The 14,178-nt window shown below is 36.3% G+C and carries 15 protein-coding genes and 2 other annotated features; of the genes, 1 reads left to right on the forward strand and 14 read right to left on the reverse strand.

Going from position 1 to position 14,178, the window contains the following annotated elements:
* Window positions 1–90: 90 nt before the first annotated feature.
* Complete coding sequence (locus tag ACEPXD_RS12400) at window positions 91–576, reverse strand: dUTP diphosphatase (RefSeq protein WP_391116336.1); 486 nt, start codon at window positions 574–576, stop codon at window positions 91–93.
* Window positions 577–668: 92 nt separating this feature from the next.
* On the opposite strand from ACEPXD_RS12400, the gene ACEPXD_RS12405 reads away from it, so the two are divergent.
* Window positions 669–1,055 (forward strand): sigma-w pathway protein ysdB, encoded by a 387-nt coding sequence (locus tag ACEPXD_RS12405; RefSeq protein WP_391116338.1) that lies wholly within the window; start codon window positions 669–671, stop codon window positions 1,053–1,055.
* Window positions 1,056–1,198: 143 nt separating this feature from the next.
* Here the strand turns inward: ACEPXD_RS12405 and ACEPXD_RS12410 are convergent, their stop codons facing one another.
* The 13 genes from ACEPXD_RS12410 to polA form a co-directional block, all read right to left on the reverse strand.
* Window positions 1,199–1,483 (reverse strand): DUF1294 domain-containing protein, encoded by a 285-nt coding sequence (locus tag ACEPXD_RS12410; RefSeq protein ID WP_391116340.1) that lies wholly within the window; start codon window positions 1,481–1,483, stop codon window positions 1,199–1,201.
* A 58-nt stretch (window positions 1,484–1,541) separates the two neighbouring features.
* Entirely contained in the window at window positions 1,542–1,901 is a 360-nt protein-coding gene (rplT, locus tag ACEPXD_RS12415) for a 50S ribosomal protein L20 (RefSeq protein WP_151700570.1), read from the reverse strand.
* A 44-nt stretch (window positions 1,902–1,945) separates the two neighbouring features.
* A complete protein-coding gene (gene rpmI / locus ACEPXD_RS12420) occupies window positions 1,946–2,146 on the reverse strand; it encodes a 50S ribosomal protein L35 (RefSeq protein WP_093536914.1) in 201 nt (66 codons plus the stop codon).
* Between the two features lie 30 nt (window positions 2,147–2,176).
* Window positions 2,177–2,740 carry a translation initiation factor IF-3 gene (gene infC / locus ACEPXD_RS12425; protein WP_387585314.1) on the reverse strand — a complete coding sequence of 188 codons (564 nt, stop codon included), beginning with the start codon at window positions 2,738–2,740 and terminating at the stop codon, window positions 2,177–2,179.
* Window positions 2,741–2,779: 39 nt separating this feature from the next.
* Window positions 2,780–2,928: a sequence feature (ribosomal protein L20 leader region), on the reverse strand.
* Between the two features lie 63 nt (window positions 2,929–2,991).
* Window positions 2,992–4,917: a threonine--tRNA ligase gene (thrS, locus tag ACEPXD_RS12430; protein ID WP_391116342.1), complete on the reverse strand. Its 1,926-nt coding sequence runs from the start codon at window positions 4,915–4,917 to the stop codon at window positions 2,992–2,994.
* Window positions 4,918–4,986: 69 nt separating this feature from the next.
* Window positions 4,987–5,216, reverse strand: a binding site (T-box leader).
* 50 nt (window positions 5,217–5,266) lie between these two features.
* Window positions 5,267–6,208, reverse strand: coding sequence for a primosomal protein DnaI (gene dnaI, locus ACEPXD_RS12435; RefSeq protein WP_391116344.1), 942 nt, complete (start codon window positions 6,206–6,208; stop codon window positions 5,267–5,269).
* 8 nt (window positions 6,209–6,216) lie between these two features.
* Window positions 6,217–7,572, reverse strand: coding sequence for a replication initiation and membrane attachment family protein (locus ACEPXD_RS12440; RefSeq protein ID WP_391123220.1), 1,356 nt, complete (start codon window positions 7,570–7,572; stop codon window positions 6,217–6,219).
* A gap of 187 nt (window positions 7,573–7,759) precedes the next feature.
* Complete coding sequence (gene nrdR, locus ACEPXD_RS12445) at window positions 7,760–8,224, reverse strand: transcriptional regulator NrdR (protein ID WP_391116346.1); 465 nt, start codon at window positions 8,222–8,224, stop codon at window positions 7,760–7,762.
* 118 nt (window positions 8,225–8,342) lie between these two features.
* Complete coding sequence (speD, locus tag ACEPXD_RS12450; protein ID WP_391116348.1) at window positions 8,343–8,726, reverse strand: adenosylmethionine decarboxylase; 384 nt, start codon at window positions 8,724–8,726, stop codon at window positions 8,343–8,345.
* 205 nt (window positions 8,727–8,931) lie between these two features.
* Window positions 8,932–9,936, reverse strand: coding sequence for a glyceraldehyde-3-phosphate dehydrogenase (locus ACEPXD_RS12455; RefSeq protein ID WP_391116350.1), 1,005 nt, complete (start codon window positions 9,934–9,936; stop codon window positions 8,932–8,934).
* A gap of 122 nt (window positions 9,937–10,058) precedes the next feature.
* Window positions 10,059–10,649 (reverse strand): dephospho-CoA kinase, encoded by a 591-nt coding sequence (gene coaE / locus ACEPXD_RS12460; RefSeq protein WP_391116352.1) that lies wholly within the window; start codon window positions 10,647–10,649, stop codon window positions 10,059–10,061.
* 12 nt (window positions 10,650–10,661) lie between these two features.
* Window positions 10,662–11,534 carry a bifunctional DNA-formamidopyrimidine glycosylase/DNA-(apurinic or apyrimidinic site) lyase gene (gene mutM, locus ACEPXD_RS12465; RefSeq protein ID WP_391116354.1) on the reverse strand — a complete coding sequence of 291 codons (873 nt, stop codon included), beginning with the start codon at window positions 11,532–11,534 and terminating at the stop codon, window positions 10,662–10,664.
* An 11-nt stretch (window positions 11,535–11,545) separates the two neighbouring features.
* On the reverse strand, window positions 11,546–14,173 hold the full coding sequence (polA, locus tag ACEPXD_RS12470; protein WP_391116356.1) for a DNA polymerase I: 2,628 nt from the start codon (window positions 14,171–14,173) through the stop codon (window positions 11,546–11,548).
* Window positions 14,174–14,178: the final 5 nt, after the last annotated feature.

Raw genomic sequence — 14,178 nt, forward strand, 5'->3', positions numbered from 1 at the left:
TTTTATTATAAAGTATCATGAAAGCATTTACAAAATATTTATGAAATTCATCTTAGCCTATAACTTAATGGAGCTAACGGTTGCATTAAGTTAATAACCTGATCGTTGGCGATCATAATTTTTTTCATTTTTACTAATATACGCAGCAACTAATTCTTTACTCGTAAAACCAAGTAATTTAGCAATTGCCCCGTATTGAATCCACACTTCTTTGTAGGTCTCCATCGTTGGCTCGTTTAAAAATTGATGGATTGAATTAGAGGTAGAAAGAAAAAGAGCTGTTAAATCTCCTTCTCTTTCTTCCAATGGCCATATCGTTAAGTGTTGGAGATTCTTTTCAATACCAAGGGACAACAAAAAATGAATAGAATCTACATACTCCTCTAATATAACACTTCGTTCAGATGTACCCTTTTCACTCCAAAACTTAAAACATCTTGTTTCATTCGCTAATTCAGCAAGCTCGACAAATAAAGCTAATCCTTTTTTTATAAAGACATCTTCCACCACTTGTTTGTTTGATTGAATATATTGGTCTAATGCTTTCTGCATTGTAAAAAGTTTTTCTAAATTCATACTTTCCTCCAAAAAATTAATATATTTTGAAACCAAATCACGTCTTCTATCGTATATCAGATACTATGTATTTTACAAGGAGGACATTAGAAATGGTCCATTTACTAAGATTGCTCATAATCGCCATAATAATATATGGTTTTTATAAAATTCTACGTTATTTGTTTGATCCGAAAAGAAAACTCGACGAAGCATATGAGAAGGAAGCGTATTATTTTTATGACGATATAAAAAATGTCCGTAGAAATTTTTTCATTACGTATAAAGGTGTCATTTTTGAAGGAGAAAAATATTTAGGTACTACCGATCAAGCATTTGAAGTTGTATCTATTTTCGTATGGACAAAGGATCCTGACAAGCTTCAAGGCTTTACTAAAGAAGATTTTCGTTTCCTACAAAATGAAATTAAGATGAATTACCCAGCAGCCAAAATTAGTTGGAAAAGCCCCATCGAACAATTAATGCAGGATGAAGCATAAATAATAAACTAAAATAACTATTCTGCACGATGCTCGGAGTATCTCAGAAAATCTCTGAGTATCTCTGAAAATCCTTGAGTATCTCAAAAAATCTCTGAGTATCTCAGAAAACCTTCTGGCAAGAATTAAAAAAGCGAACAATCCTATACAATCATAGGGTTGTTCGCTTTTACTATCCAAAAGATTAAAAATGCATAAATAATCATTAACATCAAAAACCCAACACGGAAGTTAGTATGCTTCGTTTTGTGACGAAACAATTGCATTCCAAAATAAGCTCCTATACCTCCGCCGAATAATGCGAGCATCCACAAAGTACGCTCTGAAACTCTTTGTTTATGTTTTTTTGCTTGAGACTTATCAAAACCCATTACAAAAAAAGCGATCAATGACATGACTAAAATAAATAACAGGATTATCTCTTCCATCGTATACTCCTTGTACAAAAAAGGCTGATAGAATCTCTATCAGCCTTTTCATCTAATATTATTTAGTAATTGCTTTTTTTGCTAAATCTGCTAATTGTGTAAATGCTTGAGCATCTGTCACAGCTAGGTCAGCTAACATTTTGCGGTTAACTTCGATTTCAGCTAATTTTAATCCGTGCATTAAACGGCTATAAGAAAGTCCGTTTAAACGTGCTGCTGCATTGATACGTGTAATCCATAGTTTACGGAATTCACGTTTTTTGTTGCGACGGTCACGGTATGCATACATTAAAGATTTCATAACCTGTTGGTTTGCTACTTTATATAATGTATGTTTAGAACCGTAATAACCTTTAGCTAATTTTAATACCTTTTTACGACGCTTTTTTGTTACTGGTGTGCTTTTTACGCGTGGCATAGTTCATTACCTCCTGCTATTCTTTCGAATGATTGAATTTCAAATTATTTCATGTAAGTAAGTAAAGTTTTGATGCGTTTGTAGTCTCCAGATGAAGCTACTTTAGATTTACGTAGTTTACGTTTAGCTTTAGTAGATTTGTTAGCGAATAAGTGGCTTCCAAAAGCACGGTCATGTACTAATTTTCCTGTACCCGTTTTTTTGAAACGCTTCGCAGCTCCACGGTGAGTTTTCATTTTCGGCATGTCGAATTCCTCCTAAACAATTGTACTCTATTACTGTTTTTCGTTCTTTGGTGCAAGTACCAAGAACATGCTACGGCCATCCATTTTCGGTTTTGACTCGATTGTGGATACTTCCGTACAAGCTTCAGCAAAACGATCTAATACTCGTTGACCAATCTCTTTATGAGTAATGGCACGACCTTTAAAACGAATAGATGCTTTCACTTTATCTCCTTTTTCAAGGAACTTGATCGCGTTTTTTAATTTCGTTTGGAAATCATGTTCATCGATCGTTGGGCTCAATCGAACCTCTTTCATCACGATGATCTTTTGATTTTTACGAACTTCACGATCTTTCTTTTGCTGCTCAAATTTGAATTTACCATAGTCCATGATACGAGCGACTGGTGGCTTGGCTTGAGGAGCCACAAGGACAAGATCCAAATTTACACGGCCGGCAATTTCAAGTGCTTCATTACGTGTTTTCAATCCTAATTGATCGCCATTTTGATCGATAACTCGTATTTCGCGGGCTCTAATGCCGTCGTTCACATACATGTCTTTGCTAATAACAATCCACCTCCAAATAGTGTCGCGAATACATGGTTTGGGCATAAATTCCGTAGAAACGAATTACTTACGCCGTTTTCGATCAAATAAAAAAACGAGCAGACATAAGATTTATGTCTGCCCGCCGATATGTTAACATGTAGCAACCTACATATTACAGTCGATCGTGTGCCTACCAGTCAACAACTTGCTGTGTCGAACAGGTGAGAAGCGGGCAGCCTCTTCTTATACCACAAACTTGTATTCAATAACCTTAATAACTATATCACGTTGTACATAGCATGTCAACAGTAAAATTAATGTGAAACTTCTTCTTGAATTCTAGCTAAGAATTCATCAAATGGGATACTTTCAGAATTCTGCTCCCCGTATTTACGTACGTTTACATTGCCGGCTTCTAATTCTTTATCTCCCAGGACAAGCATATAAGGAATTTTGTGCATTTGTGCTTCGCGAATTTTATAACCAAGTTTCTCTTCACGATCATCCATTTCCACACGTAAACCGGCAGCCACTAATTGTTCCTCAATTTGTTTCGCATATTCAAAGTGCACTTCATTTGATACAGGAATAATTTCTACTTGCACTGGAGCTAACCAAGTTGGGAATGCTCCCTTGTATTCTTCAATTAAGAACGCAACAAAACGTTCCATTGTAGAAACTACGCCACGGTGAATTACGACTGGACGATGTGGCTTTCCATCTTCTCCAACGTAAGTTAAATCAAAACGTTCTGGCAACAAGAAGTCAAGTTGCACAGTTGACAGCGTTTCTTCTTTACCAATTGCAGTTTTTACTTGCACATCAAGCTTAGGACCGTAGAATGCAGCTTCTCCTTCTGCTTCGAAGTAATCTAAACCAAGCTCATCCATAGCTTCTTTTAACATAGTTTGTGCTTTTTCCCACATTGCGTCGTCATCAAAGTATTTTTCTTTATCCGCTGGGTCACGGTAAGATAGACGGAAAGAATAGTCTTTTAAATCAAAGTCTTTATAAACGGAGATAATTAACTCCACTACTTTTTGGAATTCAACCTTAATTTGGTCAGGACGTACGAAAAGGTGAGCATCATTCAATGTCATTCCGCGAACACGTTGTAAACCTGAAACTGCTCCAGACATTTCATAGCGGTGCATTGTACCAAGTTCTGCAATACGTAAAGGCAGATTGCGGTAAGAATGCATCCCATTTTTGAAAATCATCATATGGTGTGGGCAGTTCATTGGACGCAATACTAATGTTTCGTTATCCATTTCCATTGGAGGAAACATAGAATCTTGGTAATGTTCCCAGTGACCTGATGTTTCATATAGCTCTTTAGAACCTAATACAGGTGTGTAAACATGCTTATAGCCTAGCTTTAACTCTTTATCTACAATATATCTTTCAATTACACGGCGAATTGTTGCCCCATTTGGTAACCATAATGGTAACCCTTGCCCTACTTTTTGAGAGTTCATGAATAGATCTAATTCTTTCCCGATTTTACGGTGATCACGTTCTTTTGCTTCTTCTAACATTTGTAGGTGATGTGTAAGTTCTTCTTTTTTGAAGAATGCAGTACCATAAATACGCTGAAGCATCTTATTATCACTATTTCCACGCCAGTATGCTCCGGCAATGCTTAGTAATTTGAACTCTTTTAATTTACCTGTAGATGGAACATGTACACCTCGACAAAGGTCGAAGAATTCCCCTTGTTCGTAAATAGAAACTTGCTCCCCTTCTGGGATAGCACCTAAAAGTTCTACTTTATATTCATCATCTTTAAATTTATCGAAAGCTTCTTCACGTGATACATCATATCTTACAATTTCAATGTTTTCATTGATAATTTTTTTCATTTCTTTTTCGATTAACACTAAATCATCTGCCGTTATTGGTTCTGGGGAGTCAATATCATAATAAAATCCACTTTCAATAACTGGACCTATACCAAGTTTTACATCTTTAAACAATCGTTTCACCGCTTGCGCTAGTAAATGCGCTGAGCTATGACGCAATATTTCTAATGCTTCATCTGATTCTGGAGTAATAATTGCAATGTCCCCATCTTTTGTAATAGGAGTTTTTAAGTCAATTAATTGTCCACTTAATTTACCTGCAAGTGCTTTTTTACGTAATCCAGGGCTAATCGATTGAGCAATTTCTTCTGTCGATGTCGACATAGGAAACTCTTTTACTGCTCCGTCTGGAAATTTCAACTTAATAACTTCTGTCATTATGAACACTCCTCTTATTAATATCACTTTGTTTATAAGATAAAAAAACATAAAAAAACCCCATCCCTAAAAAGGGACGAGGTTAAATCGTGGTTCCACCCTTCTTCTGTCTATCCAACAATACAAATAGACGAAGCTCTGCATCGGCTAACGGGCCGGTCACCGGTAATTGCTAATTTAGTTCACAATTACTGCTCCGAGGTGGTAAATCGATTGCCGATACTTAAGAAGCTTCCAGCCTAGGCTTCTCTCTCTAAAAAGTCGTACAAACTGATTATTGTCCTCTTCCATGCATTTCATTATTCTTATGTCAATGATTATACGCCACTCAAAAATCATTTGCAAGTCGTTATTTCTTGTCTCGCCAATTCTTTCCTTGAAGCGAAATTGGAATGGTAAGAGCTCGTATTCTCTCCATAATACGCCCAGCTTTTACTACCTCTTTTTCTCCTCTTTGTGTAAATGATAAATGATGTTCTAATTCATCGTAATTAAAATTGGAAGTCAAAAAAGTAGGAAGCTGCTCTGACATTCGGTAATGCAGGATGGTTCCAAGTATTTCATCTCTTGTCCAACTAGACATTGTTTCGGCACCAATATCATCTAGCATTAATACAGGAGCTCGTTTGACAAACTCGATTTTTTCAGCAAGTGACTGATCTTGAATCGCTTGTTTCATTTCTCGCAAAAATTCCGGTACATATACGACCACTGAGTGAATATGCCTTGCTGCTAATTCATTTGCTAGTGCTCCAAGCAAATAGGACTTCCCTACACCAAATTTGCCATAAATATAAAGACCCTTGGAAGGAAGAACACTTGTACGCTCCCACTCATTTAAAAAATCTTTCGCCGCTCTAACAGCAACCACTCTGCTCCCATCTTCTAGGTCAACACCCGCCAGATGCGCTTCCATAACCTCTTTTGGCATATGGATACTATCAATCATAGAGGTTACTTTCCTACGTTCATCTTCAATTACTCCACGATTACAGCGTACGTATTCCAAGGCAATAAGATTGCGATCTAAAACTAACCTTGGTTCATAGCCTTTCATATAGTTCGTACATAATTCAAGTGATTGACAAGATTCACAATGATGCGTTTGAGAATTATATTCATATAACTTGCTTAAACTTCGATCAACTATTTTTTTCGAAATAGTAGCTGCATTTTCTTCTAGAAACTTTTGTATATCTGGATTTTCTAACACTTCTCGTTTCATGTCATCCAGTCTGGAGGAAAATTCAGGTGTTATGACCCTCTTTAATGTCTCATTAATTCTTTCCATAAAACCACCTACCTTTCCGTGACGCCTAGTTCAGCTAAAAGTTTTTTTCGTTCTTCTTCTATATTTTGAATTCCATTGGTCGATTCCCCAGATTGTTTCGTTTCTCCGTCTTTTTTGTAAAACCAATCTGGCACTTTCTCTTCTCGTGTCGGTTTTTTTGCATAAGTCTTTTGCTTAGAACCTTCATTTTTCCATTTCATATATTGTTCATGTTCATTTCTAGCAAGCTCCATTGCTTCTTTCGCTGTTTTTACATCTTTTCGCATCCAATGAGATGCTATTTTTTCTGCATAGTTTTTCGTTAATTTCATATCAGTACGTAGGAGCACATATTGTAATAGAACATTCACAACACCTACCGGCATATTATAGTGCGTCACCAAATGATTTGCCAACTGAACATCGGCAAGTATAGGTTCTTTTCCTTTAGCAATATCCCTTAAAACAGCCACAGGGGAAGTAGTTTCTAAATAGTGAACAAGTTCTTCTTCCTTTGTTAAGGCTGTTTTATTTTCAGGAACAGTGTTTTTAGTTTGGGTTACATTTTGTATAATTGGTGCCTTTTTCGATACCGTCAATTTATAATAATCGGCGCACGCTTTTTTTAATCTTGCTTCAGCTAGTTGCAGTTCATCATCTAATGCAAGAATGACAACTTTTTGCATTTCAATTGGATTTAGATTATATAAAAAAGCGAGTTTCGCTATTACTTCTTTTGCTTCAATCGTCATCGCAGATTTGGGAACGAGTTGATCTGACAAACCTTCTTGTAATAAAGAAAAATCAAAATCCTCATAATAAAACGGAAGTGAATTATTTCTTTTCTTCGATTCAAATTCCTCGTCATATGAAATTTGTTCACCACTTTTTGTAGAGGGTTTAAATACATCCATAAACGTACGAGAAACATCTTTAAATCCTTCATTCCAGTTGGACGTTTGAATAAATCGATTTCTCAATTGCTTATATGCATTTTCTCCAATTTTGTTCAGTAAAAACATTGACAATAATGGATCCTTTAAAAAGGATTCCGCATCTAGAGGAGCAGAAAGTTCATAATAGAAAAACCGTGTTCCCTCTTCTGCCTTTTGCCATGAACGAAGTAAACCTATTGCCTCCAAAGCAATTCTCGCTTGAAAAATCTTTCCAATCGAAACACTTAACACATTCATCAGTTGGTAATGTGGCCATTGTTCGCTACTTTTTAACTCTCCATCCGCCCATAAAGTTAAATACAAACTAATACCTTCTGCTCCAACTAATGGTTGATAAAATAAAGTTAATAATTGACGATCATAATCTGAAAAAGAATATGGCAAGCGAATTTTATACATGTCAGCTGGCTGTAGCTCCTTATATAACATCGACAATTGCGCCTACTCCCCTTTTTTCTTATAAGATAAGAAAGTTACACTTTTTACTTAGTATCTGTCCAGACTCCAGCGCCTTGCCCCTCGGGGTCAAATGTGAAAAAGCTGTGGTGGCTAAGGAGCTGCCTCCTCGCTTTTCCCCATTTGCCTGTCGGGGCAGACATAGGCGCTTACGCTTTTCTTATAAAGACGGATTTCTCTTTAATATTTCTTTGAGTTCATCTATAAAAACATTTATATCTTTAAATTGGCGATATACAGACGCAAATCGAACGTAGGCAACTTCATCTACCTCTGACAGTTTGTCCATAACTTTTTCTCCAACTTCATCTGACCTCACTTCTGAATTCCCCGTTCTTCGCAACTCTTTCTCGATGGAAAACACAAGATTTTCTAACTCCTCTAATGCAACTGGTCTTTTTTCGCATGCGCGTATTAGTCCGCGTAAGACTTTTTCACGACTAAATTCTTCACGAGAACCATCTTTTTTTACAACAATTAAAGGCGTTTCTTCTACTTTTTCGAATGTTGTGAACCGAAATCCGCAATCCTCACATTCTCTCCTTCTTCTAATGGCTTTATTGTCATCTACTGGACGCGAATCGACAACTTTTGTGCCATTATATTGACAAGTTGGGCATCTCATATTGATCTCTCCTAATTCCTACCGTTAATTTATATCCCTATTATAGCAATATTCTTCAATAAAATCGAAAAAGCAGAGGAATCTCTTCCTCTGCTCACTCATTTTGGCTAAAAGTCTATTATGCTTGAACTGTCAAACGTGATTTAGGTACACTTAGTGGACCCATTCCACGGGGCATCTCAATCGTTTCTCGTATTCCAGCATTAAGAGCATCTGCAATATAGTTAGCCGCAATTGATGGATCTAAATCACCACATGTATACACATCAATGCTCGCATAACCGTGCTCTGGAAAGCTGTGAATCGTTAAATGCGATTCGGAAATTATAACGACTCCACTTACACCTTGTGGCGCAAATTTGTGAAATGCAACTTCTCTGATTTCAGCACCAGATCTTAGAGCAGCATCAACAAAAGTTTGCTCGATAAATGTCATATCGTTAAGTTTGTCGAAATCGCACTCCCATAGTTCTGCAATAATGTGACGTCCCATTGTTTCCAATGTCCGTTTCCCCCTTTGATAAAATTTGGTATAAAAATTTTAAAAATCAAAGTTGACTACCACGGGGGAAAGTTAGTCCAAAGAGGTCCTAACCCTTTAAGTAGTCGGTGTACGTGAAGTACACGATTCTCATTATATGTTGTTTTTAAAAATTATGCAACACATAATAAATCCTCTTTCAAAAAATTGAAAGAGGATAGGTAAATTAAAGAGCTGAAGCAACCATTTTCGCTAAATCTACTACACGTGCTGAATAACCCCACTCGTTATCATACCAAGCAAGAACTTTAACTTTACGTTTTCCAATAACCATCGTTGTTAAGCCATCAATCGTCGTTGAATTTGTGGTCGTATTGAAATCGATTGATACTAGTGGTTCCATCGTTAAACCAAGTATTCCTTTCATCGATCCCTCTGAAGCTTTTACAAATGCAGCATTTACTTCTTCGACAGTTACATCTTTTTGTAAGTCTACTACTAAATCTACTAAAGAAACATTAGGTGTTGGTACACGTAAAGCCATGCCATGCATCTTTCCTTCTAATTCTGGTAACACAATCGTTAGTGCTTTTGCTGCTCCAGTTGATGTAGGGATAATAGATTGAGCACAAGCACGAGCACGACGTAAATCCTTATGCGGATTATCTAAGTTATTTTGATCATTTGTATAAGAATGCACGGTTGTCATTAGTCCATTTTCAATTCCAAATGTGTCATTTAACACTTTTGCAACAGGAGCTAAACAGTTTGTCGTACAGCTAGCATTTGAAATTATATGATGTTTGGATACGTCTAGTTGATGATCATTTACACCCATAACAATCGTTACATCTTCATTTTTTGCAGGAGCTGTAATAATTACTTTTTTTGCTCCCGCTTCTATGTGAGCTACAGCTTTTTCACCGTCATTAAATTTGCCTGTTGATTCAATTACGATATCAACATTCAATTTTCTCCAAGGTAAGTTTGCCGGATCACGATCGTTTACGATTTGAACTCGTTTACCATTAACTACTAGCACATCATCTTCAATTGTAACTTCTCCTGCAAAAGTGCCATGTGTAGAATCATATTTGATTAAGTGAGCTAATGTTTCTAATGGGTATCTTGCATTAATTGCTACGACATTAATGTCCTCTTGTACAATTGCTTGGCGGAATACCATTCGTCCAATACGTCCAAATCCGTTTATTGCGATAGAAGCTATCATGAAAAAAATCCCCCTGTAACTATGTGATACTTTATATTTTATAACCTTGAAATAGTATAACACATTATCACAATTATGTAGCCTTATATTAGAATTCAGAAAAGTTTTTTATTTCTTCCTAACTAGCTATCCCAAATAGACAATATTTTCTTTAATTGTTCGTTCGTACCTTCTAAAGTTCCATTGTTATAAATGACAGCATCCGCCCCTTTTTCTTTAATGGAAAGAGGTAGCTGGGATTGAATTCTTGCCTTTGCATCCTCTAAGGAATAATTATTACGAGCCATCAGTCTTTCTAATTGAGTTTCTTCTGTCACAGTTACAACTAAGATTTTATTCACATAGGATTGAAGCTTGCTTTCGAACAATAAAGGGATATCCATGACAATTGTGTCATACCCTTCTTGCAATAAGGCATCTTTTTGTCGTAGCATTTCTTCTCGAATTGCAGGATGCATGATATCATTCAACTGTTTTCTATCGTGTGGACTAGAAAAAATAATATCCCCTAGCTTTTCGCGATTCAGCGTTCCTTCCTTTGAGATAATCACTTCTCCAAATATATCTTTGATCGTCTCGAGTGTTTCTGTTCCTTTTTCCACGACAACACGCGCAACTAAATCAGCATCAATGATCGGATATCCAAGTTCTTTCAGCATTTTAGACACAGTACTCTTCCCACTCGCAATACTTCCTGTTAAACCAATAATCATTTGTTTCCTCCATTACCTCTGACATGTTCCACAATAAGTAGACGTTCGCCCACCAATTGTTTGTTGCAGTGTTTGCCTATTACAAATAGGGCAATTCTTTTTTCCATACATTTGCAATCTATTTTGCATATTCCCTGATTCACCATTAATTTTTCGGTAATCAGAAATACTACTTCCTCCTTGCTCAATACTATCTAAAAGAACAATAACAATTTCGTTGAATAATTGTATTTTACGTTCTTTACTAATTCTTTTTACTTTTCTCCCTGGGTGAATTCGCATTCGGAACAATGCTTCTGTTGCATAAATATTTCCACATCCCGAAACAACATGACCGTCCATTATAAATTCTTTTATCGCTTTATTTTCATACTTAGACAGCATACTCATACCTAAATAATGATCCAAAGCATTTTGGTCAAAAGGCTCAGGAGCCATTAGTAATAAAGGCGGATGATCTTCTTCGTTCTTTAGAAAACGCAACTCACCGAAACGACGGATATCTGCATAAACGAGCATGTCACCCCCAACAAGATGGAGGATGACATGCGTGTGCCGTTTAAATTTATCTTCTAAAATCTCATGTAAGCCTCTCACATAAAACCAAGCGCCTGACATACCAAGATGAGAAACGAGTAAGAAAGGTATTCCATCTTTCACTAAATGAAAATAAATATATTTGGACCGTCTGTCGATACGTTCAATCGTCATATGTTGTAATGCTTTACGAAAAGATTCTACATCTAACCCTTTTAAAATCGCTTCTTTTCCATTTGCTTTAGAAGCAATAATCGTTTCCGATACGTCCACTGATAGTATTGTTTTACCTGTAACAATTGGTTTTAACGAGCGAACTAATCCTTCTACTTCTGGTAATTCTGGCATACTAAAACTCCTTACTTCGTTTCATACCAAGAGGAACCATATGCATATTCCACTTTTAAAGGAACGATTAGCTTGATTGCTGTCTCCATTACTTCTGGTACGATTTTTTCGAGTAATGCAATTTCTTCTTTTGGTGCTTCAAATATCAGTTCATCATGCACTTGCAGTAACATCTTCGTTTGCATATTTTCTTCTTTTAATCGTTTCGCCATGTCAATCATCGCTTTTTTAATAATATCTGCTGCGCTCCCTTGAATTGGCGTATTCATCGCAGTCCGTTCTGCAAAGCTACGAAGATTAAAATTAGAGCTCGTAATTTCAGGTAAGTATCTTCTTCTATTTAGAATAGTTGTCACATACCCTTTTTGTTTTGCTTCCCGAACAATATCATCCATATATCCTTTTACACCAGGAAAACTGTTTAAATAGTTTTCAATAAAAATTGCTGCTTCTTTTCTCGTAATATTTAAGTTCTGAGATAAACCATAATCACTAATGCCATAGACAATTCCAAAGTTTACTGCTTTTGCAGCACGTCGCATATCAGATGTCACGTCGTCTTTTTCAACATGGAATACGTCCATCGCTGTTTTCGTATGAATATCCATATTATTAATAAATGCATCCACTAATTTCTCGTCATTGCACATATGGGCAAGTACGCGAAGTTCGATTTGCGAATAATCTGCTGCGAACATCACCCAATCTGGATGAGATGGAACAAAGGCTTTTCTAATTTTTCTACCTTCTTCTAATCTTACAGGGATATTTTGTAAGTTTGGATTAATGGAACTTAGTCTACCTGTTGAGGTTAAGGCTTGTTGGTATCTTGTATGAATCTTTTGGTCACCTTCATGAATTTCTTTCATTAAACCTTCGATGTACGTTGAGTTAAGCTTCCCTAATTGACGATAGTTTAATATATACGAAATAATTTCATGCTCACTCTCCAACTTTTCGAGTACATCCGCAGCGGTAGAGTAGCCTGTTTTGGTTTTCTTCAATGGCGTTAATCCTATTTTTTCAAATAAGATAACACCTAATTGTTTTGGTGAATTAATATTAAATTCTTGTCCCGCTAAAGCATAAATATCTTTTTCGATAGTAAGTAATTTTTTCTGTAAATCTATACCCATTTCTTTTAATACATGTGCATCCACTTTCACACCATCGGATTCCATTGTTCCTAGTATGGATGCTAGCGGTAATTCTAAATCTTTGTATAAACCATATTGTTCATTTCCCTCTAATTTTTCTTCTAGTTTAGGCATTAATGTCCAAACTGCTTGTGCTTTTCTACAAGCATGCTCCGCAAGTTTCTCTAACACAGGAGTTGCCTTTTTCGCACCTTTTCCATACACATTTTCATCTGTCAGCACTTCATAGTAGCCAAATTCTTTCGCCATTGTAGCAACATCATCGGAAGAAATGGAAGGATTCACGATATAGGCTGCCAAAAGTAGATCAAAATCTGCGCCTTCTAAACTTACATTATGTTTTCGACTGACAGCTTGGGTAGCTTTCGAATCAACTAAATATTTTACATTCGTCTCATCTTCCAGCCATTCACAAAAGACTTCAGATTGAAAAGCTTTAGATCCAGAGACAAAATAGGAATGCTCCCCATCAAAAAGGGCTATCCCTAACAATTCACTTGTATGATATTGTTCATCAAACATTTCCAGATGAATCGCCATCTTACTTTTTAAAATAGATGGATTAATATCCTCTACAATTTCAAAACTCACTTCTGTAGTCGTTTGTTCATCTGTAATGTGTTCTGATTTATCTAGTAACGTTTTAAAAGAAAGTTCTTTCCATACAGCGGTCACTTCATCCATATTTGGACCAGTGTATATCAAATCATCTACTGATACTTCGATAGGAGCGCTTGTTTCAATAGTAGCAAGCGTTTTACTCATTTTTGCTTGTTCTTCATTTGCCGTGAGTTTTTCTTTTAATTTCACTCCACTAACTGTATCTAATGCTTGATACAAGCTTTCTACAGATCCATGCTCTTTCAACAATTTGATAGCTGTTTTTTCACCAACCCCAGGAACCCCTGGAATATTGTCTGAAGCATCCCCCATGAGCCCTTTCATATCAATAATTTGAAGAGGGGTTAAACCGTATTTTTCTTCAATATGAGATGGGGTATATTTTTCAATATCAGTGATACCCTTTCTTGTGATATATACGGTTGTATTTTCAGTAGCAAGCTGCGTTAAATCTTTATCTCCAGATACCACAATTACTTGTTGCCCATTCTCGTCCGCTTGCTTACAAAGTGTCCCGATAATATCATCCGCTTCATACATTTCTAACTCATATCTTTTAATGCCATACGCATCGATTAATTTGCGGACATACGGAAATTGCTCAGAGAGTTCAGGTGGTGTTTTCTGTCTACCCCCTTTATATTCACCAAAAGTGGAATGTCTGAAAGTGGTTTTACCAGCATCAAATGCAACTAAAATATGAGTTGGATTTTCTTCCTCCATTATTTTTTGAAGCATCAGTGTAAAACCATAAACAGCATTCGTATGTATACCATGTTCATTTGTTAATAAAGGTAGCGCAAAAAACGCTCGATATGCGAGACTATTTCCATCTAATAAAAGAATTTTTTCTGTTGACATTAAGT

This window comes from Psychrobacillus sp. L3, assembly GCF_042945595.1.
In the GTDB taxonomy this organism is placed as follows: domain Bacteria; phylum Bacillota; class Bacilli; order Bacillales_A; family Planococcaceae; genus Psychrobacillus.

Coding starts and splice junctions, on each gene's coding strand:
- coaE (WP_391116352.1), bottom strand. CDS start 10,649: ATGATTATTGGTTTAACAGGAAGTATTGCGAGTGGGAAGAGTACTGTG.
- ACEPXD_RS12440 (WP_391123220.1), bottom strand. CDS start 7,572: ATGTTATATAAGGAGCTACAGCCAGCTGACATGTATAAAATTCGCTTG.
- rplT (WP_151700570.1), bottom strand. CDS start 1,901: ATGCCACGCGTAAAAAGCACACCAGTAACAAAAAAGCGTCGTAAAAAG.
- thrS (WP_391116342.1), bottom strand. CDS start 4,917: ATGACAGAAGTTATTAAGTTGAAATTTCCAGACGGAGCAGTAAAAGAG.
- rpmI (WP_093536914.1), bottom strand. CDS start 2,146: ATGCCGAAAATGAAAACTCACCGTGGAGCTGCGAAGCGTTTCAAAAAA.
- mutM (WP_391116354.1), bottom strand. CDS start 11,534: ATGCCAGAATTACCAGAAGTAGAAGGATTAGTTCGCTCGTTAAAACCA.
- ACEPXD_RS12405 (WP_391116338.1), top strand. CDS start 669: ATGGTCCATTTACTAAGATTGCTCATAATCGCCATAATAATATATGGT.
- dnaI (WP_391116344.1), bottom strand. CDS start 6,208: ATGGAAAGAATTAATGAGACATTAAAGAGGGTCATAACACCTGAATTT.
- ACEPXD_RS12410 (WP_391116340.1), bottom strand. CDS start 1,483: ATGGAAGAGATAATCCTGTTATTTATTTTAGTCATGTCATTGATCGCT.
- infC (WP_387585314.1), bottom strand. CDS start 2,740: ATGCCCAAACCATGTATTCGCGACACTATTTGGAGGTGGATTGTTATT.
- ACEPXD_RS12455 (WP_391116350.1), bottom strand. CDS start 9,936: ATGATAGCTTCTATCGCAATAAACGGATTTGGACGTATTGGACGAATG.
- polA (WP_391116356.1), bottom strand. CDS start 14,173: ATGTCAACAGAAAAAATTCTTTTATTAGATGGAAATAGTCTCGCATAT.
- ACEPXD_RS12400 (WP_391116336.1), bottom strand. CDS start 576: ATGAATTTAGAAAAACTTTTTACAATGCAGAAAGCATTAGACCAATAT.
- nrdR (WP_391116346.1), bottom strand. CDS start 8,224: ATGAGATGCCCAACTTGTCAATATAATGGCACAAAAGTTGTCGATTCG.